33 protein-coding genes are annotated in these 25831 nt (G+C 37.4%); 11 read left to right on the forward strand and 22 right to left on the reverse strand.

Annotation, left to right across the window (positions count from 1 at the left end; translation table 11 throughout):
- The 3 genes from ADM90_RS10590 to ADM90_RS10600 are packed head-to-tail and all read left to right on the forward strand — an operon-like array spanning position 1 to position 3575.
- Positions 1–933 (forward strand): polyprenyl synthetase family protein, encoded by a 933-nt coding sequence (locus ADM90_RS10590; protein WP_053994997.1) that lies wholly within the window; start codon positions 1–3, stop codon positions 931–933.
- 16 nt (positions 934–949) lie between these two features.
- Positions 950–2986: a sensor histidine kinase gene (locus ADM90_RS10595; RefSeq protein WP_053994998.1), complete on the forward strand. Its 2037-nt coding sequence runs from the start codon at positions 950–952 to the stop codon at positions 2984–2986.
- Positions 2976–3575, forward strand: coding sequence for a response regulator transcription factor (locus ADM90_RS10600; RefSeq protein WP_083448522.1), 600 nt, complete (start codon positions 2976–2978; stop codon positions 3573–3575). The genes ADM90_RS10595 and ADM90_RS10600 overlap by 11 nt, the downstream gene beginning before the upstream one ends.
- 65 nt (positions 3576–3640) lie before the next feature.
- On the opposite strand, the gene cysI is transcribed toward ADM90_RS10600, so the two are convergent.
- From cysI to ADM90_RS10630, 7 genes are all read right to left on the reverse strand, one after another.
- Complete coding sequence (cysI, locus tag ADM90_RS10605; protein WP_053994999.1) at positions 3641–5362, reverse strand: assimilatory sulfite reductase (NADPH) hemoprotein subunit; 1722 nt, start codon at positions 5360–5362, stop codon at positions 3641–3643.
- Between the two features lie 25 nt (positions 5363–5387).
- Positions 5388–7187, reverse strand: a complete 1800-nt coding sequence (locus ADM90_RS10610) for an assimilatory sulfite reductase (NADPH) flavoprotein subunit (protein ID WP_053995000.1) — start codon at positions 7185–7187, stop codon at positions 5388–5390.
- A gap of 35 nt (positions 7188–7222) precedes the next feature.
- A complete protein-coding gene (locus ADM90_RS23805; RefSeq protein ID WP_083448523.1) occupies positions 7223–7372 on the reverse strand; it encodes a YezD family protein in 150 nt (49 codons plus the stop codon).
- Positions 7372–8109 carry a sirohydrochlorin chelatase gene (locus tag ADM90_RS10615; protein ID WP_053995001.1) on the reverse strand — a complete coding sequence of 246 codons (738 nt, stop codon included), beginning with the start codon at positions 8107–8109 and terminating at the stop codon, positions 7372–7374. Before ADM90_RS10615 ends, ADM90_RS23805 begins: the two co-directional genes overlap by 1 nt.
- Before the next feature lie 12 nt (positions 8110–8121).
- Positions 8122–8895, reverse strand: a complete 774-nt coding sequence (gene cobA / locus ADM90_RS10620) for a uroporphyrinogen-III C-methyltransferase (protein WP_053995002.1) — start codon at positions 8893–8895, stop codon at positions 8122–8124.
- Positions 8896–9146: 251 nt separating this feature from the next.
- Positions 9147–9359, reverse strand: a complete 213-nt coding sequence (locus ADM90_RS10625; RefSeq protein WP_053995003.1) for a hypothetical protein — start codon at positions 9357–9359, stop codon at positions 9147–9149.
- Positions 9360–9493: 134 nt separating this feature from the next.
- Entirely contained in the window at positions 9494–11002 is a 1509-nt protein-coding gene (locus tag ADM90_RS10630) for a leucyl aminopeptidase (RefSeq protein WP_053995004.1), read from the reverse strand.
- A 123-nt stretch (positions 11003–11125) separates the two neighbouring features.
- On the opposite strand from ADM90_RS10630, the gene ADM90_RS10635 reads away from it, so the two are divergent.
- The gene (locus ADM90_RS10635; protein ID WP_053995005.1) at positions 11126–11608 is read left to right on the forward strand and encodes a divergent PAP2 family protein; all 483 of its coding nucleotides are present in this window, start codon (positions 11126–11128) and stop codon (positions 11606–11608) included.
- An 89-nt stretch (positions 11609–11697) separates the two neighbouring features.
- On the opposite strand, the gene ADM90_RS10640 is transcribed toward ADM90_RS10635, so the two are convergent.
- Positions 11698–12027: a YuiB family protein gene (locus tag ADM90_RS10640; RefSeq protein ID WP_053995006.1), complete on the reverse strand. Its 330-nt coding sequence runs from the start codon at positions 12025–12027 to the stop codon at positions 11698–11700.
- A 125-nt stretch (positions 12028–12152) separates the two neighbouring features.
- On the reverse strand, positions 12153–12650 hold the full coding sequence (locus ADM90_RS10645; protein ID WP_053995007.1) for an NUDIX hydrolase: 498 nt from the start codon (positions 12648–12650) through the stop codon (positions 12153–12155).
- Between the two features lie 192 nt (positions 12651–12842).
- On the opposite strand from ADM90_RS10645, the gene ADM90_RS10650 reads away from it, so the two are divergent.
- Positions 12843–13196: a hypothetical protein gene (locus ADM90_RS10650; RefSeq protein WP_053995008.1), complete on the forward strand. Its 354-nt coding sequence runs from the start codon at positions 12843–12845 to the stop codon at positions 13194–13196.
- Between the two features lie 20 nt (positions 13197–13216).
- Complete coding sequence (locus tag ADM90_RS24295) at positions 13217–13390, forward strand: amino acid transporter (protein WP_152928010.1); 174 nt, start codon at positions 13217–13219, stop codon at positions 13388–13390.
- A 371-nt stretch (positions 13391–13761) separates the two neighbouring features.
- On the opposite strand, the gene ADM90_RS10655 is transcribed toward ADM90_RS24295, so the two are convergent.
- The gene (locus ADM90_RS10655) at positions 13762–14136 is read right to left on the reverse strand and encodes a HesB/IscA family protein (protein WP_053995009.1); all 375 of its coding nucleotides are present in this window, start codon (positions 14134–14136) and stop codon (positions 13762–13764) included.
- Between the two features lie 187 nt (positions 14137–14323).
- On the opposite strand from ADM90_RS10655, the gene ADM90_RS10660 reads away from it, so the two are divergent.
- Entirely contained in the window at positions 14324–15016 is a 693-nt protein-coding gene (locus ADM90_RS10660; RefSeq protein WP_053995010.1) for a DUF2225 domain-containing protein, read from the forward strand.
- Between the two features lie 170 nt (positions 15017–15186).
- Here ADM90_RS10660 and ADM90_RS10665 read toward each other — a convergent pair whose 3' ends face one another.
- From ADM90_RS10665 to ADM90_RS10680, 4 genes are all read right to left on the reverse strand, one after another.
- Complete coding sequence (locus ADM90_RS10665; RefSeq protein ID WP_053995011.1) at positions 15187–16095, reverse strand: sensor domain-containing diguanylate cyclase; 909 nt, start codon at positions 16093–16095, stop codon at positions 15187–15189.
- Complete coding sequence (locus tag ADM90_RS10670) at positions 16088–16720, reverse strand: hypothetical protein (RefSeq protein ID WP_053995012.1); 633 nt, start codon at positions 16718–16720, stop codon at positions 16088–16090. Before ADM90_RS10670 ends, ADM90_RS10665 begins: the two co-directional genes overlap by 8 nt.
- A 5-nt stretch (positions 16721–16725) precedes the next feature.
- Positions 16726–17085: a response regulator gene (locus tag ADM90_RS10675; RefSeq protein WP_053995013.1), complete on the reverse strand. Its 360-nt coding sequence runs from the start codon at positions 17083–17085 to the stop codon at positions 16726–16728.
- Positions 17086–17415: 330 nt separating this feature from the next.
- Complete coding sequence (locus ADM90_RS10680) at positions 17416–17652, reverse strand: NifU family protein (RefSeq protein WP_004228295.1); 237 nt, start codon at positions 17650–17652, stop codon at positions 17416–17418.
- Between the two features lie 83 nt (positions 17653–17735).
- Between ADM90_RS10680 and ADM90_RS10685 the strand changes: the two genes are divergently transcribed.
- Entirely contained in the window at positions 17736–18071 is a 336-nt protein-coding gene (locus ADM90_RS10685) for a YuzD family protein (RefSeq protein ID WP_053995014.1), read from the forward strand.
- Positions 18072–18134: 63 nt separating this feature from the next.
- Here ADM90_RS10685 and ADM90_RS10690 read toward each other — a convergent pair whose 3' ends face one another.
- Positions 18135–19199: an NAD(P)/FAD-dependent oxidoreductase gene (locus ADM90_RS10690; RefSeq protein WP_053995015.1), complete on the reverse strand. Its 1065-nt coding sequence runs from the start codon at positions 19197–19199 to the stop codon at positions 18135–18137.
- 298 nt (positions 19200–19497) lie between these two features.
- On the opposite strand from ADM90_RS10690, the gene ADM90_RS10695 reads away from it, so the two are divergent.
- A complete protein-coding gene (locus tag ADM90_RS10695; RefSeq protein ID WP_053995016.1) occupies positions 19498–19734 on the forward strand; it encodes a YuzB family protein in 237 nt (78 codons plus the stop codon).
- A gap of 56 nt (positions 19735–19790) precedes the next feature.
- Here the strand turns inward: ADM90_RS10695 and ADM90_RS10700 are convergent, their stop codons facing one another.
- Together ADM90_RS10700 and ADM90_RS10705 are read right to left on the reverse strand one after the other, a co-directional pair.
- Complete coding sequence (locus tag ADM90_RS10700) at positions 19791–20540, reverse strand: TIGR01457 family HAD-type hydrolase (RefSeq protein WP_053995017.1); 750 nt, start codon at positions 20538–20540, stop codon at positions 19791–19793.
- Positions 20537–20989: a DUF86 domain-containing protein gene (locus ADM90_RS10705; protein ID WP_053995018.1), complete on the reverse strand. Its 453-nt coding sequence runs from the start codon at positions 20987–20989 to the stop codon at positions 20537–20539. Before ADM90_RS10705 ends, ADM90_RS10700 begins: the two co-directional genes overlap by 4 nt.
- 88 nt (positions 20990–21077) lie before the next feature.
- Between ADM90_RS10705 and ADM90_RS10710 the strand changes: the two genes are divergently transcribed.
- Positions 21078–21344 (forward strand): DUF3055 domain-containing protein, encoded by a 267-nt coding sequence (locus ADM90_RS10710; protein ID WP_053995019.1) that lies wholly within the window; start codon positions 21078–21080, stop codon positions 21342–21344.
- Positions 21345–21528: 184 nt separating this feature from the next.
- Positions 21529–22567 (forward strand): IS630 family transposase gene (locus ADM90_RS23810; protein WP_152927960.1). Its coding sequence is split into 2 segments (ribosomal slippage): positions 21529–22026 and positions 22028–22567, totalling 1038 coding nucleotides; the frame shifts between segments, so codons are not numbered across the junction.
- Between the two features lie 50 nt (positions 22568–22617).
- On the opposite strand, the gene ADM90_RS10725 is transcribed toward ADM90_RS23810, so the two are convergent.
- The 5 genes from ADM90_RS10725 to yunB all read right to left on the reverse strand — a co-directional run bounded on the left by ADM90_RS10725 (position 22618) and on the right by yunB (position 25818).
- Positions 22618–22803 (reverse strand): hypothetical protein, encoded by a 186-nt coding sequence (locus ADM90_RS10725; protein WP_200908546.1) that lies wholly within the window; start codon positions 22801–22803, stop codon positions 22618–22620.
- Positions 22804–22858: 55 nt separating this feature from the next.
- Positions 22859–23386 (reverse strand): D-glycero-alpha-D-manno-heptose-1,7-bisphosphate 7-phosphatase, encoded by a 528-nt coding sequence (locus ADM90_RS10730; RefSeq protein WP_053995021.1) that lies wholly within the window; start codon positions 23384–23386, stop codon positions 22859–22861.
- Between the two features lie 260 nt (positions 23387–23646).
- Positions 23647–23976, reverse strand: coding sequence for a YutD family protein (locus ADM90_RS10735; RefSeq protein WP_053995022.1), 330 nt, complete (start codon positions 23974–23976; stop codon positions 23647–23649).
- A gap of 20 nt (positions 23977–23996) precedes the next feature.
- Positions 23997–24914 carry a lipoyl synthase gene (gene lipA / locus ADM90_RS10740; RefSeq protein WP_053995023.1) on the reverse strand — a complete coding sequence of 306 codons (918 nt, stop codon included), beginning with the start codon at positions 24912–24914 and terminating at the stop codon, positions 23997–23999.
- A gap of 106 nt (positions 24915–25020) precedes the next feature.
- Positions 25021–25818 (reverse strand): sporulation protein YunB, encoded by a 798-nt coding sequence (gene yunB / locus ADM90_RS10745; RefSeq protein ID WP_053995024.1) that lies wholly within the window; start codon positions 25816–25818, stop codon positions 25021–25023.
- Between the last annotated feature and the right edge of the window lie 13 nt (positions 25819–25831).

Consider the following 25831-nt stretch of genomic DNA (forward strand, 5'->3'; position numbering starts at 1 on the left):
GTGCGCCCTACTATTCAATTTATTATTAAAAATACCTTACTTACCAGTGGCTTAGAGTATGATATCCAAAAGCTTACTTTACAATTATTACATCAAAGTGGTAAAATATTTAGTCAAAATACAGATGATTTTACTTGGGGCGAATTTTCTTACTATGCATTTTCTCTCTTAACTGATATCAATACTGTATCGCATACTACAAAAGTAAAACACGCTGCTGGTATTGAATTATTGATGCTAGCTACCGATTTATTGGACGATGTTGTTGACCATGACAATCATTTAGACACTGCTCTAGCCAAATCTCAATTATTAATGCTTGGAAATTTATTACTAGTGGAGGCATTACATTTACTAATCCAGCATACTGCTACCTCTGCAATAGATCAATTTGCTATTATTCACCGTCATTTACGCAATGCTGGTAATGGACAATGGCTAGATTTCCATCTTACTATGGAACATCCAGCAGCAACAGAGGAGCAGTATTTTCATATTATTCAACAAAAATCTTGTTCATTTCTACAACTTATATTTGAATTACATCGTTCAACGATTCCCTTACCTGTTTTGCAGGAAATCGCCACCTATATTGGTTATGCGGCACAGCTTCAAAATGATATACAAGATATTTTTTCTGATCATAAAAATGATTTACTCTCCCAAAAGGCTACGCTTCCTTTGATTAAAGCAGTACAGCATAGTAACACATACGATCATGGTTGGTTGTTAACACAGTTACAATTAATCCATAGTCATGATATAACCGCAAAGCATTTAACTACAATTAGAGATTATATACGCCAAACAGGAGCTATTGACTACTGCTCTATTTTAGCAAAATATTATACTCAAAAAGCTAAATCATTATTACAACACTATTTTAATGATAAATCACCCTATATAAAACAGCTTATTCACTTAATAGATTAGAGGAGAGTCCATTATATTGTATCAGCGTATTTTATTATTTCTTGTTCTGTCTAGTCTTTGGATTTTCGCAGTTATCCGTACACAGCCCTTCCATCTAGTCGATACACAAATCCATCGCAATGACTATCTCAATACGATATTGCTTATTTTGTATAACCATTCAACAAATTTTATAGGGCTATTATTTTTAAGTATTGGCTTTTATGCGTATCTAAAAAAGTCTAAAGCTGTGATCGTTCAACGTTTTTTTCAATTGATGTGTGTCACTGGTATAGCGATTACTTATGCTAAACTATCAGGTTATCAAATACCGATTGCATCCTTGATTGAAGCGTTGGCTATTAGTCTAGCACCTTTTTTTCTTATGCATTTTTTTGAATACTTTCCTATCCCTAAAGCAATAAATCATTTATCATTCTTTAAATGGTTAACATTAATAATAGCGATGACGATTATTATTTTAGACATAGTTCAAGTAACATCTCGGGTAGCAACTCTTATACCGATCATGATCATTCTCAATATTATGATCTCCATTATATTATGTAGCTATTATCTTAGTAAGCAATGGTTGTCACATACAAAATGGGTGCAGAATCAATTGCGTATATTAGTTATTAGCCTCTTTATATCTTTTACACCCGTTTTAATAAGTATGATTCAACTTTCTATTTTTTCTCTTCCAAGTGTGCCCTATGAATTTTCGATTATCTCTGTTGTTTTATTTCCTATTACACTTGCTTATTTATTAACAAAGCAGGAAATTATCAATTTTAGTTATCTTATTAGACAATTACTGCCCATATTTTTAGCCTGCCTGATTACCTTTGCTATTTTAATAGGGCTATTGCACTTTTCTACTCAACAACTAACAAATTTTATCATTGGTGGATTATTGTTTTCTATTTTTTACAAAATCCTAAAGTATCTTGAGGAAAAACAATTGCTAGCAAAGCTTCAAGCTATCCAGCAGGAAAAACAGCATATTTTGCAGCAAATAAATTCTGAAGCATTTTTGCCCAACTGTGCTAAATGTGTTGCACAATTACTTCATAAAATGTTTGATGTAGAAGGGGTATGTATTGTGTGGTCACAGCCTACCTCAACAATTCTTTATGATTCAGGCTTATTTCAGCATTCTCCAACAGCACAACAAGATATACAGCACTATCTACAACAACAGCAAAATCATGCTGAAATTTTGAAGCAGTCGCTTTACCATACATTGCCGCTTATCAATGGTACAGAAATTAGCGGAATTATTATTGTTGGACGCAAAAGTAATTTTACCAAATGGGAAAAAGATGAGCTTATCTTGCTAAAAAGCATTCATACAGAAGCAGTACAATTATTTGCCCATGCACAATCCATTCAAAAAATAGATAAAGTCACACAGGAAGCACAGCAAATGTCACAGAAGCTTACAAACTATAATCGACAATTATTAGGAGCTATCGAGGAAGAGCGTAAACAACTAGCTCTATTCCTTCATGATGATGTTTTACAGCAATTATTATTATTAATGCGTAAAATACAGACAAGTTCAACCGACGCAATCGAACAACCTTTATTAGATACGATTACAGCCATTCGTGCTATGTGTCATGATTTGCATCCGATCATGGTGGAGGATTTAGGTCTTGCATTAAGCATACAGTCCTTACAGCAAAATATTCAACAACAGCATGCTATTGATGTGCATCTAACATATGATATAGATGATGAGCGCATTCCTTCTTTTCTTGCTGTACATTTATTTCGTATGCTAAAGGAGCTTGTCAATAATAGTATAAAACATGCAGAAGCAACAGAAATTCATATTGCTATTTACGATAAACAGCAGAAGCTTTTAATGACTGTCACTGATAATGGACAAGGCTTCATCATCCCTGAGCAGCAAACATTACACACAGGGCAACATTTGGGATTATTGACGATTCAAAAGAAGGTAGAGCAATTAGAGGGAGAATTCATGATTGAATCCCAGCTAAATCAATATACAACCATTACAATTACATTACCTCTGGAATGGAGTGAAGAATATGTCTATTAACGTATTATTAGTAGATGACCATATGTTACTATTGGAGAGCTTAGCAACAGTATTAGAGGCTGAGCCAAGTATTCATGTAGTTGGCACTATTGCTGATCCTTCGCAGCTTTTAGAGGAAATTTTATATTTACAGCCTGATGTTATATTGATGGATATTCGTATCAAAACATATAATGGGCTCACCTTAACCAAAACTATTCTAAAAAATATTCCGACTATGCCAATTATTATACTATCAGGCTATGATGACGATGCCTATATCCAGGCTGCTCAAAATGCTGGCGCTAAAGCCTTTATTAAAAAAGAGCAATCTAATGAAGAATTAATTGACGTAGTGAAAAAAGTTTATGCTGGCTATACTCTGTTTCCTTCCTTTGAAAAAACATTATTGACACCAAAGGAACTAGAAATTTTACAGCTTATTGTCCTAGAGAAAACAAGTGACATGATTAGCAAAGAACTCGCTATTAGTAAACGCACCGTCGAACATCATATTTCCTCTATTATCCGCAAGCTTAGTGTCCATTCGCGTGTAGGGGCTGTTGTCAAAGCTTTAGAACAAGGTTTAGTGAACAAAAAGAAGCTGTAAGGAAAACGTAGTATCTTTCCTTACAGCTCTTATCTATTATTGTGTTTGATATGGCTTTGATCTTCTTATTGTGCATGGAATTCGCGTCCATCGTGGACAGCCGTTACATAGCCGGTGCGGATCACAAAGTCTCCAAAGTGCTCGCCCTCTAAACGCTCCTTGGCAAAATGCAGAAGGATTGGTCGTAGCTCTGCTAAAATTTCCTCTTCGCCAATATTTTCACGATAAATTTTATTTAAACGATTACCTGTAAAGCTTGCACCTAAATACATATTGTATTTGCCCGGTCCTTTGCCAATAAAGCCGATCTCGCCCATTGCTGCACGTGAACAGCCATTTGGACAGCCAGACATACGAATAACGATCTCTGTTTCATGTAAGCCAGCCTCATCAATAATGGCATCGATTTTTGTAATAAGCGAAGGTAAGTAACGTTCTGCTTCAGCCATGGCTAAGCCACATGTCGGTAAGGATACACAGGCAATCGAGTTGCGGCGCAGGGCTGAATAATGAGCGCCATCTGTCAGCTTGTATTGCTCAATAAGCGCATTAATTTTTTTCTTTTTTTGCGCTGTTACATTACCAATCATTAAATTTTGATTTGGTGTTAAACGGAAATCACCTGTATGGACCTTAGCAATTTCACGTAAGCCCGTTAATAGCTGATAATTCTCAAAGTCCTTAATACGACCATTTTGAATAAATAGCGTATAATGCCATTTGCCATCTGTTCCTTTAATCCAGCCAAACTCATCACCCGTACGTTCAAATTCAAATGGACGAGTTTCTCCAATTTCCCAGCCTAGACGGCGTGTTAGCTCCTCTTTAAACCAGTCAAGTCCTCTTGCATCAATTGTATACTTAAAGCGAGCATTTTTACGCACAGAGCGATTTCCATAATCACGCTGAATCGTAATAATTTTTTCCGATGTTTCCAGCAGCTTGTCTGGCGTAATAAAGCCAATGATACGTGCAAGCTGTGGATAGGTAGCAGTATCACCGTGTGTCATACCCATGCCTCCACCAACCGCTACATTAAAGCCAATAAGCGCATCATTCTCGACAATTGCAATTAGCCCAATATCCTGTGAAAAAACATCGACATCATTGCTTGGTGGAATCGCAATACCAATTTTAAATTTACGTGGTAGATATTGAGCACCGTAAATTGGTTCGATCTCTTCATCCTGACTATCTACTACCTTTTCGCCATCCAGCCATAATTCATGGTAAGCACGTGTACGAGGCAGTAAATGCTCACTTAGTTTGGCCGACCAGTTATAAACCTCCTCATGTAAGGCTGACTGATTCGGATTTACATTACACATTACATTACGGTTTACATCTCCGCAGGCTGCAAGGGAATCCAATAAGACATCATTAATTTCCTGCATATACTTTTTCACATTCCATTTTAAAATACCATGTACTTGGAATGCTTGACGTGTCGTTAGCTTTAAGGAGCCATTGCCATACTTTCTCGCCATTTCATCCATCACAAGCCATTGTGCTGGTGTTGCTGCGCCTCCAGGTGTGCGGACTCGTACCATAAATTGATAGGCAGGCTCTAGCTTTTGACGTTGACGCTCATTGCGAAGGTCACGGTCATCCTGTAGATAACTACCATGGAACTTCATAAGGCGATTATCATCCTCTGGAATACCTGAGCTTAGTGGATCATTCATAGTACGTTCAAGTGTTCCACGAAGATAATTACTTTCGGTTTTAATACGTTCTACATCACTGGGGTTCCCAGGCTGTGGAGGTAAAACTATTTTTTCTGTCATTCTTTATCGCTCCTCTACTTAAAACTTAATAAACATCACGTTGATAGCGGTTTTGTTGCTTTAATTCGTTTACAAAGGCTTTTGCTTCCTCTGGTGTTTTTTGTCCCTGCTGTTCAATAATATGGTGAATGGTTGCATCTACATCCGCCGCCATTGTTTTTTCATCACCACATACATAAATAACAGCACCCTGCTCAAGCCATTCATAAAAGCTTGCCGCATTTTCTTCCAATTTATGTTGTACATATACCTTTTTATCGGTATCGCGTGAAAAGGCCACATTCATTTGGCTTAATGTACCCGCAGCCAGCCAGCGTTGCCAATCTGTTTGGTATAGAAAATCTGTGACAAAATGCTGGTCGCCAAAGATAAGCCATGCTTTCCCTTCAATGCCTAATTCCTCTCGTTCCTCTAAAAAAGAGCGATATGGGGCTACCCCTGTGCCTGCACCAATCATAATAATTGGCGTATCCTCATTTTCTGGTAAGCTAAAGTTCGGGTTTTTATGAACATAGATTGGCAATGTATCTCCAATTTGAATACGCTCTGCCACACTGCCTGAGCAAACGCCTAAACGTTGTCGTCCATTTGTTTCATAGCTTACCTTGCCAATCGTTAAATGGACTTCATCAGGATTCGCCTTTTGACTACTAGCAATAGAATAAAGTCTAGCAGGAATTTTACGCAATATTTCAACAAATTGCTGTGCAGTCCATGTAAATGGTGCGAAATCCTCTACTACATCAAGTAAATCTCTGCCCTTGGCATAGTCCTTCCATGCATTTGACTCTTCAAGAAGCTCCGAAAATGCAGGATGCTCTGTATAAGCACCAATTTTTTCTAACACTGGCTTTGATAGTACCGTAATTTCAAGCTTTTTCTGTAAAGCATCCTTTACTGACAATGTTTCATCAAAAACAGATACCTCCGTTATTGGATCAAACTGTAATGCTGTCAATAAGGCATCTACTAGCTTTTCATCATTCTCTGGCTGAATACCAATACTATCGCCAGGCTCAAACAGGAAATTGGCCCCTTCAATGGATAACTCAATATGACGTGTTTCTTTATTAGAGCCACGACCATTTAGATTAAGATTTTCTAGCACTTCAGCATAAAAAGGATTTTTTCTCGTGTATGTAGTAGCATCCGATGCTTGTGTTTGCTCAGTTTGTGCTGGGCTTGTCACTACTTCAGTAGGCTGTTGCAAAAACTTCTCTTGTACAACTGAGAACCACTGTGCTGCATCATCATCATAATCCACATCACAATCTGTACGTGGAGCTATCCTTGTTGCACCTAATTTAGCAAATTGTTCATCAAAGTCCTTTCCTGTTTTACAGAAAAACTCATAGGAGCTATCGCCTAGGGCAAGAACTGAATAATGCAGATGATCTAGCTTAGGTGCTCGTTTACTATGCAAAAATTCGTAAAATTGGATTGCTTGATCTGGTGGATCCCCTTCACCATGTGTACTAACAATGAGTAAAAGATTTGTGATCTTTTTTAAATTAGCTGCTTTAAATTTTCCTAGCGATGCAACAGTAACATCAACGTTTTGAGCCTTTAAAGCTGAGGCATATTTTTCAGCTAAGCCTTGACTGTTACCTGTTTGAGAGCCATATAAAATCGTTAATTCTTGTGCCACTGGTTGCACTACTGGCGGTGCACTTTCAGCAACAGGCAGAGTATCCTGTGTTGCTTGTGATGCACTTAAATAGCCGTTTAGCCAAATTTTTTGTTCAATCGTTAGTTTCGGCAGAAGCTCGTTTAATAGCTTTATCTGCTCTTCATTAAATGGACTGTTTATTACTTGCAGTTTCAATCTTTGCCACCTCACAAAATAGTAATCATTGACGATTATCGCAGTCTTATTTTTTCTTTTTTCTCAATTTGAACCACATAGGAGTTTTGTACAATCAATGTAATAGATCCGTGGTTCACAGTATTTAATATTTGTCGGACATTTTCTAATGCTAGATTTACGTTTTCAGTCTTTTTATCTACCATTACGAAACACCTTCCTCTTTAAAATGTAGTAATTCATCAATACGCTCCACTAACACTTTTTTTACATTGTTGTCATAGCCTAAGCTTTCACATAAAATAATGTTTTGGTTGTCAACCTCCTGTAATCGTTTGGCGATGCTTTGCCGTAAAATACCTGTAAATAATAAATAGGGCACAATAAAAACTTGCTGCTGATGATGCTCTTGCTGTAGCCATTCCTCAAAAGTTGGTCCCATTCCATATAAAAAACATGTGTCTACAGCCTTATAGTTATATTTAGTCTGCAATCTTGCTGCAATTTTAGCTAGATCTCTTTTAACAACAGGATCGCTACTACCACGACCTATTAATAAAACACGAGCATGCTGATCTGGCTGCTGTTTTTCTATAACTCTTGTCTGCAACGTATCAATTAATAATTCATGAACACCGAGAGGCGCACCATAGGTAAATTTTATATAGGGATATTGTTTTTGAGCCTTAGCAATTTCATTTGGAATATCATGCTTAGCATGCTGGGCTGCTAATAGTAAAATCGGCATAATGGCAATCGTTGTTGCACCTTTATAAACACAGGTAGCAATCCCCTCTGCAATGGTTGGTGTTGCAAGCTCTAAAAAGCAGATCTCCTGAATAGGGGTGTAAATCTCCTGTTGTACCCCCTGAAGAAATGTAACAGCTTGCTCTACGCCTGCCTTTACACGACTGCCATGCGCAATATATAAAATGGCTTGCATCATTTCACATCCTTATCCAGAAATTTCGGTTAGCTGTGAATGACTATCCTCAAACCATTGAATAGTTTCCCTTAATGTCACAACCTTCCCGACTAATATAATACTTGGATTTTGAATATTTTCTGTACGCACAATATCTTCTATTGTTGCTAGAGTACCTGTAACGGTTTTTTGTTTAGCAGAAAATGTGCCCCAATGAATAAGCGCAACAGGTGTTTCTGGATCACGTCCATATTTCAGTAGCTGCTGACGGATATATGGCAGATTACCAACCCCCATATAAATGGCAATCGTATCAATTCCTTTTGCAAGGCTTTCCCAACGAATTTCATCTTCCTTATCATCTTGCATATGACCCGTGACCATAGCAAAGCTTGAGCCTAGATCTCGGTGTGTCACTGGAATGCCTGCATAAGCCGGTGCAGCAATGCCTGATGTAATACCAGGTATAACCTCAAATGGAATCTGATGCTTCGCTAGCATTTCTGCTTCCTCTGCACCTCTTCCAAAAACAAATGGATCTCCTCCTTTGAGCCTTGTAACGGTTAACCCTTGTTGGGCGTAACTGACAAGTGTTTGGTTAATATGCTCTTGAATCATGGCATGCTGTTGTGGCAATTTACCGCAAAAGATCAGCTTAGCATCTTTTTTAGCATAGGATAACAGCTCTTTATTAATCAGTCTGTCGTATAAAATCACATCTGCGCTCTCAATACAGCGCAATCCTTTTACTGTAATAAGATCAATATCTCCAGGACCAGCCCCTACAATATAAACTTTTCCCATGTTATTTCACTCCTTATGTAAAGAAAAAAGGCCATTATTATTTCTAGGCACAAAAACGCCTATCAACAATAAAAGCCTCTAGTTTACTAGTCAGCCACATTATTTAATTCTTAGTAATATAATAAGAATAATATATAATCCAGTATATTCTGTCAACATATATTTTGATACTTCGTGAAATGCTGCTCTTTAAACATAAAAAAACCAGTTGTCGATTTACAGATTGACAACTGGTCATTTATTTTATGTTCTTACCAAGGTCTACGAGATCGTGGGCCTGGTCGAAAATATGGACCTCGTGGGTATGGCTGATAGTTTGGATAATTTGGATAGTACGGATAATTTGGATATTGATTAAATTGTGAGCCTAGTAAGCTACCTAAAAATCCCCCAAAAAACGGTGCCCCAAATGGCCAAATAAACCCTCCAAATCCGCCTCCCGGGTAACCTCCGAAATTGCGCATATGCTACCTCCTCTTTTTACTCTATCGTATGAAGGAGGATACATCTATCATATGTGCAATGCCTAATCTATCAGAATTAGCGCTTGAATCACAAAAAAATCAGCGAGAATAAATGCCTCGCTGATGATTCTATTCTATGCTTCCTCGCCTAAGCGTTGGACAAAATTAGCAAGTGTACGTACCATCACACCTGTGCCGCCTTTAGGTCCTAAATCATGAACTGCCGCTGCATCAGATGTACCAGCAATATCTAAATGAATCCATGGGGTATCGCCAGCAAATTCACCGACAAAGCCACCACCAAAAATCATATGACCATCACGACCAGGTGAGTTATTTAAATCAGCCACATCTGATTTACGAATGCGTTTTTTATCATTTTCGGTTAAAGGCATACGCCACACAAACTCATCTGTCTCTTTGGCTGCTTCCATAAATGCTGCAAAAAATGCATCATCGTTAGATAGTGCACCTGTCTTATCCATACCAAGTGCAGTAATAACGCCTCCCGTTAATGTCGCAACATCAATTAGCGCTGTAGCACCTTGCTGTTTCGCATAAGTAATAGCATCCGCTAGCACTAAGCGTCCTTCTGCATCTGTATTTAATACTTCTACTGTTTTCCCGCTGTATGTTGTAATGACATCATCTGGTTTAAAGGCTCTATCAGATACCATATTATCCGTAGAGCCAATAACAGCGATAACATTTTTAGCGGGACGTAACTCACCGATAATTTTCATTGCCCCAAGTACAGCAGCTGCACCGCCCATATCACCTTTCATGCCAACCATTCCATCTCTTGGTTTTAAAGAATAGCCACCTGTATCATATGTGACACCTTTACCAACAAGACCAATTGACTCTTCAAAATCCTCTGTCGCCTTATATTTTAATGTTATTAAACGAGGTTCTTCATAGGAGCCTTGGTTTACGCTTAAAATACCGCCCATCCCAAGTTCCTCCAATTGTGCTTTCTCTAAAATCTCTATTTCAAAATCATAGTTAGCAGCAAGCGACTCTGCATAATGAGCTAAATCAGTAGCTGTTAATAAATTTGGCGGTAAATTAATTAAACTGCGTGCCTCATTTACGGCATCCGCATAAATCACACCAACTTCAAAGCTCGCTACTACTGCATCTAAATCATCTGCTGCTGTCACAAGATGAACGGCATCTATACGTTTATCCACCTCATTTGAAGTTGTTTTATAATGAGGAATTGCATAGTAGCCGAGCCCTATACCTTCACCCGCTAAAAAGGCTACATCTGCTACTGTGATGGATTCTGTAGTAAATGATTCGAGCCAAATCGAATACTCCTTCACTTTTAAAGCTCTTAGCTCTTTCCCTACTAGGCCAAATGCTGCTCGAAGATCGCCCTCTGTTAAGTTTTTACGTTCATCCAAACCAACAAATAAAATACGTTTAAGGTTGGCATGATCTTTGACAAATGGTAATTTTGTTAGCTTTTTTAATGCAGTCGATACATCTCCTGCATTAATCCATGTCTCAAGGGATTCACCATAAAAGGATGAAAAGCTTGCCCAAGTCTGCATTTGTTCACGATGTTTGGTGACTCCTACGACTACCAGTTCAGTAGAAATCGTTTCAAATGTTTTTGCCTCTTTTACAATATGCATGTAAACGCCTCCATTCCATATACTATTATAACGAAGTTTCTGAAAGGTGCGTAATATTTGCCTATACCTTCTTTTAGAAAATAATGAATGTTATAATAAACGTAATTATTTGCAAAGGTCGTGATGAATTTGAGCTTACTTCAAAATACCCCATTACTCGTTGCTCTCTTTGCCGTTATTTTTGCACAGTTTGTCAAAATCCCTATCCATTTCTTAATGACGAGACAAATAAAATGGAGCCTCTTTACTTCAACAGGGGGTATGCCTAGCTCGCACTCCGCTTCTGTTACGGGGTTGACCACGTCTATTGCCTATGAGACGGGCCTAAGCTCGCCTATTTTTGCAGTAGCTGCTATGTTCTCCTTTATCGTGATGTATGATGCAAGTGGTGTACGTTACCAGGCGGGACAACATGCGGCAGTCTTAAATCAGCTACGTAAAGATTTTCAAACATTGCTCCATGATTTAAAAAAATGGCCACAGATGGATGGGCAAGAGAAAATGGAGGAATTAAAAACATTATTGGGTCATAAACGAAGCGAGGTATTTTTCGGAGCCCTTACAGGTATTTTTATCGCCATTATCACCTATGAGCTTTTACTATAGCGCTATTAACACATCCTCTTGACGGAGGCTGTGTTCTTTTGTATAAAAAAGGTATTCTTCCCTCAATTGAAAGAAGAATACTAGACACATTAGAACATTCGATATCCGCTTTTTCGTAAATAAATCATTACAATACCTGCCACAATGGAGCCTGCAAAGCCCCCTGATAAAATGGCAATATCAACAAACTGCAGAGCCTGGAATTTATCCATTAACGCAGGAAATGCAGAGCCTGGCTTAAAAATATAATCTAAAAAGCTTACCTCATCTACAATAAAAATGACAACAATTGGATACACAATCGCCATTAACCATGTCATACGTAACAGCATATTTAGCAAAAAACCGATACCAAAGAACATGACGAAAAATAGCAAAATAGAAATGATTAACTGTACTAATGAAACTGGACCTTCCATGTATGTATAACCTCCGTTTTCCTCTCATTAGTTTACATGATTACGACAACGCTTTCAATGAACATAGCTTTGTTTTCGCCTGTTCGACATATTTAAGTAGCTTATTGTCGCAAGTAACGGTGCTTTTACTTTTTAAAGAACAAGCGATAAGAAGTGTAGCCAAAAATGTCTCCTGGATTAATGCCTTCTATCACTTCTAATTGATGTCTTTCAAATTGATTGGAGGCCATTTCCTTTAGCATAACAGATGTCATTTCATCTTGTGCAAGCTCCTGTGGATATAACCATTTTGCCTCTAGTATTTCATTTTCCTGAATACATATTTGCTGCTGCTCATCTTGCATTTGGCAATAAAAAATAGCCATATTATCACTGATTTCATCGCGGATAACCCCTGTCCGAAAACCAATTAAACCCGATACCTTGCAGTCGATGCCCGTTTCTTCCTTTATTTCACGGATAACCGCCTCGTCAACTGTTTCACCTGCCTGCACAAAGCCTGCTGGTAATGACCAACGTCCCTTTAAGCCACTATATGCCTTTTTCACCACCAACCATTGCCCAAGCTGATTCACCGTCACACCTGATACACCTAACCAAATTTTTCCTCGATCTTTTCTCATACCTCTCACCTCTGTATAGCTATTATACCTGCTTACTTTTCTTAGATTGAAGCTTTATTCACTATTTTATAGCGAATTCTTACCAGAAAAAAGCTTCTTGCTATAAATGCAATCATGATGGGAACAAGCAATAATTATAAATATTATAATATTTCACTATAATAGATAAAAACAATCACTTAGGAGGAGATAATGAATATTTATAAATTAATAAGTATCAGCTCTATTATTTTTATATTGCTAGGCTGTAGTACAAACTTACCTGAGGAGGAGACCCATTCTAAAAAAGAGGAGAAAGCAATCCAAAAGGGACCGATTTTATTGGGCACTGCGCTATTAAAAGATCAAATTGAAGAAACTCGTGCTTATGAGGTGGATGAGCAAATTACATCTGCTATCGGTGAAAGTAAAACACATTTTACAACGCATGGAGTTTTGAAGACGAAGGTGTCTATAGTCAATACAGGTACAAATTTAGTAGAAGGTGAGGAACTTCCACATGATATTGCTTTTTCCGTAAAGGTGGTGTTTGTGGAATATATGTAAAAAAACTATGGGGGGATGTTATGAGTCATAAAAACCCATTCGATGACGGCAATGATTTTTTAAAGAAGCATATCGGCATACCTGACCAAGCTAACATCAAAAAACTTCCAAAACCAATAAAAATCATCGGTTATTTGATGCTTGCAGGTGTAAGCTTATTTATCTTGCTTATCATCATCGCTCCTTTTAGTTAATCCTGTATGGCAGGTGAAGACGCATTAAAAAAATTATTATTTTTACTGGGTTATACTGGATTTCATTTAACAGCTTGTTATTCGTCAAAATAACGTAGTATTGCTCCTGATAATGTCCAAGAAGTAATGGATGAAAAATATACACTTCAATTACTTAATGAAGGGAAGGATATTGCTTATATTATTTTTTGGTCAACAGGAACAATTACAGCAGATTTTGGAACGTAGAACAACACATCCATCGTAAAGTTAGATGTGACAAATCAACAAGACCGTGCAATAGAAGCACAAACCTCCTACACCAAAAAGCCTCTTTGATTTGTTGTGTACTAAACAAATCAAAGAGGCTTATTTTAGCATGTTATTTTCTATTATTCACAAACTTCAGGCGAGCCTTCACGCTTTGCTGTTTTAAATGACGTACCACAGCCACATGATGCAATGGCATTTGGATTGTCGATGGTAAAGCCTCCGCCCATGAGCGATTGTTTATAGTCAATTTTTGTTCCCATTAAAATCGGCGCATCTTCGCGGGAAACAAGAACTGTTAAACCATGCTGTACATCTTCAAAGTCGTCTTCCTTTTTCTCTTTATCAAAATGCATCCCATAAGATAAGCCGCTACAGCCGCCTCCATTTACGACTACACGTAAACAAGCACCCTGCTCTTCATTATGCTCCATCATCTCCTGAATATGGAACCCAGCAGCCTGTGTGATTTCAATTATTTGCTTTACACTTGTCATCCCAGTCACCTTCCTTCTTATGTATTATCATATCAATTTCAGCTATTGTATGACAAATATTCCGCTTCCAATCAATTTTCCGTTATAATTCTTATTTTTTTCACATATTTAGTATTTTTTATTCATGTTTCTATACTGCTCATTGGTATAATAGTTACAATGACTTCGCTGGAGGGGGCAATTAGATATGGAGATTTCACCATATTACGAAAAACAAATTCAATGTATAAATTGTAAAAAAGAATTTCCAACATTAAAAGTGCGCTCAAAATTTATTAAAATAGATCATACAGAAACGGACTTTCAACCTATCTACGCTAATGATGTTAATGCTCTTTACTACAATGTCTTTGTGTGTGAGCATTGTGGTTTTTCCTTTACTGAAGATTTTACCAAATATTTTGCACCAGGTATTCAGGATGAAATTCGTACGCAAATTACCGAAAAATGGGTACATCATGCTTTCAAGGGAGAACGTACTGTGTTTCAGGCTATTCAAGCCTATAAGCTTGCCTTTCTTTGTGGCACAATAAAAAAAGAAAAGAATGTAGCTATTGCTGGATTACTTCTACGTCTTGCGTGGCTCTATCGCTCCCTCAATAATAAAGGGCAAGAGGAGCGTTTTTTAAAATTAGCTCGGGATAAATATATGGACTCATACTCTACAGAGGATTATAGTTCAACTCAAATGTCCACTGTACGCATTATTTATATGATTGCTGAATTATCGAGACGTATTGGTGATATCGAAAATGCCACACGCTTCTTTTCCAGAGTCATTGAAAAACAAAATGTTAGTGGAGAGGCAAAAATTATGGATATGGTCAAAGAACAGTGGGCGCTTATACGAGAAGAAAAAAAGCATGACCATGATGCATAGTGAAAATGCTAGACTAATATAGATATATATTTCAACCAAAGAAAAACCCAAACCATCCTGCAAAACACTAAATTTAAGTATTTTGTAATCGTTTGGGTTTTTCTTTGTACAGCTTAATTAGTTATATACCAGCCCTGCTTCATGATCGACAGCAGTAACATCTTTTCTTGTTAAAAACCTTTCTTCTTCGCTCTTTTTTGCACATACATTTGATCATCTGCAACATTCAATAGTTGCTTCGCTGTGACCCCATCCTGTGGGAAACATGCATAGCCAATACTTGCGGAAATGGTGATTTGCTGTTCCTCAATAATAAATGGCTCCTGTAACAGCTTATTTATTTTTGCTACATACTGTTCCACAGCCTCGATAGACGTTCTATTTTCCACTAAGAGTAGAAATTCATCTCCGCTAAGTCGTGCCACAACCTCCTGCTTTTGAACAACTTGCTTACAGCGTTCAGCAAACATTTGTAATAGCAGGTCTCCTTGCAAATGCCCATATTGGTCATTAACAGCCTTAAAGCCATTCAAATCAATGAAAAATAGTGAAAATACCTTATCCTCTTCTTTGATTAAATGCTCTAAACGGTCCAAAACAAATTTTCGATTTGGTAAACCTGTTAAACTATCGTAATAAACGAATTGCTCCAAGCTTTTGGAGAAATCAATAGAACTTTGTAAGGATTTATTTAAATTTTGAATACGCTTATAGTGATTGGCTACATCATAAAGCTCTATCATTAAATAGGATTGATGCGCCACTTGTAAATGCTGAATTAAAATATTTTGATGGGGCTGCTTCATATCCGCACAGTGACTGTCCACAAAATAGCGATGCATTGCTGCTGAGCAAAAGCTTTTTTGTCCATCTGATAAAGCCTTCTCAAACATATAAGCATACACCTTTTTATTGAAGCGTGGAACGACCATTGTGATCGGCAAGCCCTTCACTTCTTCCTCGCTTTTACCGGTATACTTGGCCAACCATTTATTCCATAATTGAATATTCATTTGCTCATCTAATAAAATTATGCCATTATCTAGTTGATTGATGATTGCTACATATAAATCATTCATTCAAATCCCTACTAATCTCATTCACTTTTTGTATTAAAAATTCGACTGATTCTAATGAAAACTTAATCAAAATTAAGCCTAGCACCTTTGAATTATCCACACCAAAGCTCACATAGAGCAATAGTAAATTACTCTCTTCTGAACTAACAAGTGCTTTACAAAATTCTCCTGCATTATGTAAAATTACTTGTGGTACGTCATACTCTAGCTTCATTTCCATCAAGCTTCCCATACCACCCATAATAGAATTCAGAATAATATTGCCTATTTCTTTTACAATATCAAAATCTTCATCATTAAATGAAAATTCTGTATCCTCCACTATGTATTCTTCTCCTAGGCAAAGCGCTGTTACATATTTAATTTGCTCAGCTGGAAAAATAAAATCCGCTCTACCTGAAAAAACATTGCCAAACTTTAAAGAAGTAGATAATACCGTGCCATTTAATACCGGAATAAGATTTTCTTTCTCGCTAGACTTTAACTCATGCAATGACAGTAACTTTATTTCTGGTACTGACAAAAAAATTCTTTTTTGAAGAATTTCTGATAATAAGTTAGCCGCCTCGCCCACAAATACATTATACAGCTCTTTTAGTATATCCTCTTGTGTTGGTGTTAACAACGAAATCACCCTTCTATCAATAATTCAATCTCCTTTAGCTTTATAGCATTTATTGGTTTATTAATAAATGCTAACGCGCCAGCAGATAAAACCTCAGCACGAACTGCCAATTGAATATCAGCCGAAAGCACGATAATTTTAGCTGTTGGGTATCTCTCAAGTATTTGTCTAATTGCCTCTTGCCCACTCATCTTGGGCATTAATAAATCCATGAATACGAGATCCGGTAGGAAGGCTGCATATACTTGAATACACTCAAAACCATCATTTGCTGTTTCATACACAGCACCTGGATAAATAGATTTTAAAGTTTTGATCGTTGTTTTTTGAGAAAACATAGAGTCATCCGCTACAAGTATTTTCATAAAGTTTTCCCCTCGCTTATAAAAGCATATTTCTTGCATAATATCATATTTGGTAAGTGGTTGAAATTGTTTTACTAATTCTCTATAAAATAATGTTAAAAATGATTATATTTAGAGAATAACTACAATATTTATATAATAAAAAAAGGAGCTATTTTCCTACAACCGCATGCCTTGTTTCATAACGCTGTTGATAAGGCAATCATACTAAAAAAAGGATGCCGTCTGTAAATATACAGACAGCATCTCCCTCAAGTTGCCTAGCTTGTTCCAAACCAAACCCTACGACAAAGGGACTACTTGATAATCAGATAGGCTTGTTATAATCCATTAAAATACTTGCTCTACTTCTACAATGCCTGGTACTTCTTCTAATAATGCACGTTCAATACCAGCTTTCAATGTAATCGTAGAACTTGGGCAACTGCCACAAGCACCTAATAAACGTAATTTCACAACGCCATCCTCAACATCTACTAATTCACAGTCTCCACCGTCACGTAGTAAGAATGGGCGTAATTTATCTAATACCTCTTGAACTTGGTCGTTAATTGTTGCTTCTGCCATTTATCTCGACTCCTTTCCTTATAATGATTATAATGTTAGCAACAGAAAAAATCCAATATTGAATCACAAGGAGAGAAAATACCATGCCATCAACAAAACCTATGATTGAAATTTATGGAACAGCTGTCATCTGTGCAAGCTGCGTCAATGCTCCATCCTCCAAGGATACATACGAATGGCTACAAGCTGCCATCAATCGCAAATATCCAAATCAAGCCTATGATATTCGCTATATCGATATTGAAGGACCAATTGAGAATGAACGCGACCAAGAGTATGCAGCGCGTATTCAGGAAGATGAGTTCTTCTACCCACTTGTTCTTATTAATAATGAAGTTGTTGGCGAGGGCTATGTACAATTAAAGCCTGTATTTACAGCACTTGAAAATTTAGGCTTTATGCCAGATCAAACGGTTTAATCACTCCAAAGTAAAAGAGTATGGTAAGAAATATCCTGCCATACTCTTTAAATCTTCGTGTTATTAGTCGTTTTGATATTTATATAACCATAAAATACCTGATTTCATTAAACGAGCAATACGTCCTGTTACCGTTGTATCTGCTAAATAGGCAAAGCCTTGTTTTTTCCCGAGAGAGCCGACAAAGCCTTTTATTTTAATTTCTGGCATTGTTTCAGGCAAGAGCTCCCCCTTCCATCGCATACGAAGTACTTTCGCAATTTGCTCCGCTTGTGCTTCTGCTAAATAGGCACTTGGTGGAAATTCCGAAGAAGCACAATCACCCACAACATAGACATGCTCATCATCAAGTACATTAAAATATTGTGTAACAAGCGGACGCCCTTGCCCATCCTTCTCCACATCCATGTCACGCACGATTTTTACAGGCTGTACCCCAGCCGTCCATACGACAGCATCGAGAGCAATTTCTTCTTCATGGTTGTAAATTTTCCCTGGTTCCACTTTTGTAATATTTGAATTAGAAATCACATCAACATTATGTTTAGTAAACCAATCTTTTACATATTTACTTAATTTTTCTGGAAAGTCTTTCATAATACGTGGACCACGGTCAAATAGCTTGATTTTTAAATCAGAGCGGCTTTCGCGTAGCTCACTTGCAAGCTCAATACCACTTAAGCCAGCACCTACAACACCGACTGTAGAACCTGCTGGTAAACCACATAGCGCTTGATACGTTGCGCGTGATTTCCCCATTGTTTGAATGCTATATGTGTGCTCGGCTGCACCTGAAACACCATGATATTTATCCTCACAGCCAAGACCAATTACTAAATCATCATACTCAATACGTTGGCCATCTTCTAAAATGACTACTTTTTCTGCACGATTAATAGCAACGACTTCTCCATATACAGCCGTTAAGCGTTCATGCTCTGGGAAGCTTACACGAATTTCTTTATCTGTTGAAGTCCCTGCTGCTAATGCGTAAAATTCTGTTTTTAAACTATGGAAAGGGGCTCTGTCTACTAGCACAATTTCTCTGTCTAATGGAAGGTTATTTAATAGACGCAGCATCACTCGCATATTGCCGTAGCCGCCACCTAAAAGTACTAATTTTCCCATAATAGTCTCCTTTTATACATCTTATAATCCTTGTTCACAAAGTATCCACAAATGAGTATAACCGATTGTGAGAAGTTTCACAATATAAGAATGCTTTTTTGTGAAAGATTTCACAAAATAAATATGAATTTTCTGTTCTGATTGATTTTCGCACAAATAATAACCATTTTTTTAAAGTTTGTCACCAAAACGTTGAATTGATGCATTTGCCTTATGCCTCTCATAAGCCTAATATTTAAAACGTTGACGAATTTCGTAAAAGCGAGTAGCATTATTTTGGTGAGGTGACACAACACATATGAACCCAATGGTTGAATTTTGTATTAGCAATTTAGCAAATGGCTCTCAGGCAACTTATGAAGCGCTTGAACGCGATCCGAATATTGACGTTTTGGAATATGGCTGCCTCAGTTATTGTACAAAGTGTTCAGAAACTTTTTATGCAATTGTCAATGGCGAATTGGTAGAGGCTGATTCTCCAGAAGCCCTAACGAAAGCCATTTATCAATTTATTGAAGAAAATCCTTTATGGTAAAGTTATATGCATAAGTAAAGAGGATGTTATGCTATTTTTCGCATAACATCCTTTTATTATAATGTATCCACTATATATGTAGGCTGCTGCTCCTTCTCCAGCACAACATTCGTTGGTGTAACACCTGTATTCACATGGATGGTATCACAGCCAAAATTAATCCCACACATAATGTCTGTATCATAGTTATCGCCAATCATCACCATCTCTTCCTTAGAAAAGCCATGCTCTATAGCGATTATATCTAGTATAGCAGATGATGGCTTACCAATATAGATGGGCTCCACATCTGCAACATCACCTATTAAGCGGGCAAAAGAGCCATTGCCCGGTAAGAAGCCATATTCTGTCGGAAATTTTATATCTTGATTGGTGGCAATAAAGATTGCACCTTTTTGGATAAAGAGTGCAGCTTTTGCAAGTGCCATATAATCAAGCTTACGATCAATTCCCATCACAAATACCTCTGGCTCATCCTCGACAGGCTTAATTCCTGCCTCCAGTAATGCTTGACGAAGACCATCGGACCCCATCATAGCTACTTTTTTGTCTTTAAAATGAATAGCTACATACTTCGCTGTAACTAATGCGCTCGAATAAATATGCTCTAATGGTGCATGGATACCCACAGCCATTAAAGCTTCTTGTAATTGTTCTCGCGTCTTAGAAGCATTATTGGTTACATAGAACGGCTCATTTCCTGCTTGCTGCAAACGCTGAATAAAAGTGATCGCAGAAGCTATCCCTTTCTTGCCTCGGTAAACAGTGCCATCTAAGTCAAAGCAATAGGCTTTATACTCTCTCATTGATAATCCTCAGGTAAGAATGCCGAAACTGGCCCTAATTCATTTGTTAAATAATGATGGACTGCGGGTGAGAATTGCTTTAAAGCTGCTAAATTGGTTGTTAGTACATGGACAACCTCTTGGCTATCTACATCGATAAACTCACGCACAAGCATTTTACGCAAGCCAACAACTGCTTTATATGGCGCCTCCATTTCAGCAGCTACGACTTTTTCATCGATTAAAATATCAATAATATCCTCGTAGCTTCCTGGATCGCGCATAATAAAACCGTCAATCATTAAGTTCCCTACATCCATCATGGACTCCATAATATTATGTCCAATGCGCTCAATCGCTAATTTCTTTATATCATTTTGAAGCCAATGATCCTCTGTCTCCAAAATAACTAATAGCTCATCTAAGTACTGTAAATTTTTTGTAATTTTATTACGATCTACAAAATACACAAGGAAAGCCCCCATTCAAATCATTAAAAGTTGATAGTCTTTTCTTTTCTATAGTACCATATCTATAGGACTGGAAGGAGATTAAAAGATGGAACGTTTTTTTTTATACGATGATGTAGAAGATACAAAAACACGCTTTGTCAGTTTTGCTGGGGAAAAGTTACGCTATGATTTAGCGATTTTACAATCAGGCCGCTTCTTTGGGAAGGTGCTTGTGATGGATATTCAATTTGGCCGCTTTGCCATTATCGGTCCTGATGATGTAGAGGAGCCTGGTTACTTAGAACATATCTACAATCGCACTGAAGAAGAAACAGTCGAACTTCGTGAATATTTACGTGAATTACTGAACTAACACCCTTTTTATAGGGTGTTTTTGTATGATAATAATGAAGCTTCTTCACAAGCTTGCCTTTGCTACTATCTAGGAGTCCCCCATAGAAATACAAAAAAATTTCGCTATATAAATTGAACTAAAGCTTCTATCTCCTTCAAAATGGGTAAAGTATACAAACTTATTGTCGAAAGGATGATCCCACATGTTACGCAATGAACAACGAGAAGAACTTCAAACGGCGATGCGACAAACAAAGGATAAGCGACTATTTGAGCGGTATCAGACTGTATTTCTACACCTTGAAGGAAAAAATAACGTTGAAATTGCGATGATCATTCAACGCAATCGAGCAACTGTTGGTGAATATATTAAAGCCTATAAAAAAGAAGGCATAACAGGTTTACGCATGGGGATTTCTACAGGTAAACCACATCGTTTGACCATCGAACAACGTGCTGAGTTGGCTGAGATTGTCACAACGAAAACGCCTGCTGATGTGGGATTTGCACCGTATACGAATTGGACGCTCGCGTTACTCGTTTCACTCGTGAAACGTGAATGGGCTGTGTCCTATTCTTTACGTGGCATGTCTAAATTATTAGAACGCATGCAATTTAGTCATACGCGCCCTACCTATACGTTGGCGAATGCGGACCCAGAAAAGCAAAAAACATTTAAAGAAGAAACATTTCCTGCTTTAAAAAAAGCTATTGTATGAGGAAATCGATCACCTTCTCTTTCAAGATGAGTCCATGATTCGTGACTACCAAGCCATTCAAAAGTCATGGTTTCCAAAAGGGAAACAGCGTCAAATCCCCACATACGGTAAGCATCAAGGCGTGAAATTAATCGGTACGTTAAATTATGAAACAGGTGAAATCTTCTGCGTCGAAGAAGAGAAATACGATGCAGAAGTCTTCCTGCGTTTCTTAGAAAAAGTCATTGCTCATTACCCAAATGGAAAAATTGTCATGATCCTCGATAACGCTCGCATTCATCATGCGAAGCTCATTCAGCCTTTTTTAAAGCTGCATCAAAATCGATTACAACTGGTGTTTTTACCACCTTACAGCCCGCAATTGAATTTAATTGAGGGGCTATGGAAATGGTTGAAAGACAGCGTCATTCATAATGTCTTTTTTTCAAGTACATCGCAAATCAAACTCGCTGTTCGTGAATTTATCCGTTGTCAAAGTGAAGATACACAAGGTATAATCGACCGACTTTGTGTTAGGTTCTAAAGTTCAATCTATATAGCCAAGGGGCATTTGCGAAATCTTTTGATGATTTGTTATTGATTAAGGGTGGATGGATTATCTTTATTATGTGGCTTGTCTTTATTTTCATTATTATGTTGCTTTTTAGCTTGCTGATTTTGTCCAATAACAGCTAAATCATCTACACTAATATCAAAACCATAACCGTACTCTTCTCGATCCACTGTTTTTTTATTATGCTTTTCCTTTGTCAATTTCATCACCTCTTACTTATAAACTGTGCTTTTTTCAATGAATTATACTTATTGACCTCTTTTAAGCGATCGCATCCTGAATGATCCATTGTGCAGCACTTAGTAAATCAGAAAAAACAGCATCTGCTAACGGTTCTTGTTCACCTAAGAAAACGCCCTTTGTGCCTGCTCGCTTCCCTGCAATAATATCCGTGTCCGTATCTCCTACCATATAGGATTGTGCTAAATCCACATTATATTTCTTTCCTAGATCCTCAATTAATTTACTATTAGGTTTTCTACACGCACAGCCCGACTTAGGCTTATGTGGACAATAAACAACCTCATGAATCACCGCTCCTTTTTTCTTGAGCTCCTTTATCATATATGCATGTATTTTCTGTAAATCCGTTTCCTTCATAAACCCTAAGCCAATACCACCCTGATTGGTTACAACAAAAACATAATCAAAGTGCTGATTTAATGTCTTGATCGCTTCAGGCACTTTCGGTAAAAAATAAAAATCCTTAGGCTTATTCACAAATTTCACTCGATCAGTTAGCACCTCATTTATCACACCATCACGATCTAAAAATACAGCTCTTTTCATAGACAACACACCCTTTATTCCTAGTTTTGCCCTATGTATAAAAAATGATACAGTTCGATAGTTCTATTGATGATTTTTAGCAATCTATTCCGTACTTTTTTATGCTATCCATCAGGGTGTTCTATCCTCCACTTTTCTGATTTTTCTTCTATTCAGGGTTCTATCCGGCACTTTTTTTACTTCCGCTTGCCTGGCTATCTCTATTAGCATCTATATAAATAAACAAAAACCTGATGCCTATCACATCAGGTTTTTATCGATTATTCAGTTAATGGTTCATTATCAGTGGGCTCTAATGCTTCAGACTGTTTTACCACTTTCCCTATCTTGCGTAAAACAAAATAAGCACAGCCAAAATTGCAATACTCATATAAGTAATCTTGTAGTGTACTTATTTTCGTATCAAATGTCGATTTTTGATTTTTATCATCAAAAAAGCCTTTTAAACGTAATTGATTATAGCCCCAATCCCCTACGATATAATCATATCTGGCTAATATATCGGAGTATCTTTCCTGAAGAACGTCCTGCTGAAAGGCATCTCGATACTCTTCTATAAGCTCATACTCTATTCCGTCAACTATGATCAACGTGACCCCACCTTTTTCGCTTAAAGCTCTGCTTGTAACTGACGCTCTTTTGTTGCAGCATTTACTTGTTCATCTGCATGATAACTACTACGTACAAGTGGACCCGCTTCACAATGCTTAAAGCCTTTTTCCATCGCAATTTTACGTAGCTTGCCAAATTCTATTGGGGAGTAATATTTTTTAACAGGCAAATGTTTTTTTGTTGGCTGTAAATATTGACCAATTGTCATAATATCCACATTATTTGCACGTAAATCATCCATTACTTCTAAAATTTCCTCATGTGTTTCCCCTAAGCCAATCATTAATGAAGATTTCGTTGGAATATCAGGCTGCATTTCTTTGGCTAAACGAAGGAATTCTAAAGAACGCTCGTATTTTGCACGCGCACGTACTCTTGGTGTTAAGCGGCGTACTGTTTCAATATTATGATTTAAAATATCTGGCTTTGCATCCATTAATAATTGAAGGTTTTCCTGCATACCACCTAAATCCGATGGCAATACCTCCACCGATGTGAATGGACTTTTACGGCGAATGGCACGTACTGTTTCTGCTAGAACTTGCGCTCCGCCATCCTTTAAATCATCACGAGCTACCATTGTAATAACAACATGCTTTAAGTTCATAATGGCTACTGAATCTGCCACGCGCTCTGGCTCTGCTAAGTCCAATTCATTTGGTAAGCCTGTTTTCACCGCACAGAATCGACAAGCACGTGTACAAACAGAGCCAAGAATCATCATTGTAGCTGTACGTCTTTCTCCCCAGCATTCATGGATATTTGGGCAACGCGCCTCTTCACATACGGTATGCAGATTTTTCTCACGCATCAGCTTTTTAAGCCCTTTATATTCATCATTCGTGTTTAGTTTTATTTTTAACCAATCTGGTTTTCGTAAATGTTCTTCTTTACTTGTAGGTTTACAAGATGTCATATAAATATCGCCCCTATCGAAAATATACATTTTTTATAGTAACTATCTTCACTGTTGTCAATGTAACATATTAAAGGAACTCCAACAACTATCACAGCATACATTTCTACTTATAAGGGACAGGTATTTCAATGGAAGGCTGAGGTGCATCTGTGCTATTGGTATAAATATTCGGAACTGGTCCTCTTGTTAAGCCCATTGCTACAGGGATGTTTTGGGACACGGTCGTCGATTTACTGGCAAATGGCACAATAATTTGGACATTTACCTCCATATGAATACCAACCTCTACATAGGCACTATTAATACCAAATTCTTCGATAGATGCGGTGACTTCACTATGGACATTCCCAATTACATGAAAGCGAATTGGAATCTTTGGTCCTAAGTTTCCCAGTAAAGGAATATTGGCAGCCTGACCCAATGGTACAAAAAAGACGATACCATCCCCTTCTTGAATTCTGTTCATATCATATTCTACATTTTCTAATTCAGGTAAATGAGCAAGATCCCCTTGTTCAGCCTGCTCCAAGTACATTTTCACAAGCTCTAATGTTTCAGCTCGAACACGATTGATAATTTCTGTATTAAACTTTGTCGTCATCATATTAGATGCACCTGGTGGAATATCTTCAATAATATCATTGACATCTAAAACATTTGAAGTACGAGAATTAATTGCTTTACTAACAACATAAGAGGCAATTTTATTCGTTTGTACTTCAGCATATTGCAAATAGGTTGGCATAAGCCGTTCATTTAAGTAATAAATAAATAAGATCAGACAAATAACTAGACTTACAATTAAAATCGTTAAGCGATTAAGACGTACTCCCCTTTTGCTATAAGAGCGTAATTTCATTCTTTTTCGAGGGAAAAACAAAAAAATCTCCTCCTGTTCCATAACGTATGAACAG

Source organism: Lysinibacillus macroides (assembly GCF_001281525.1).
Taxonomy (GTDB): domain Bacteria; phylum Bacillota; class Bacilli; order Bacillales_A; family Planococcaceae; genus Lysinibacillus; species Lysinibacillus macroides.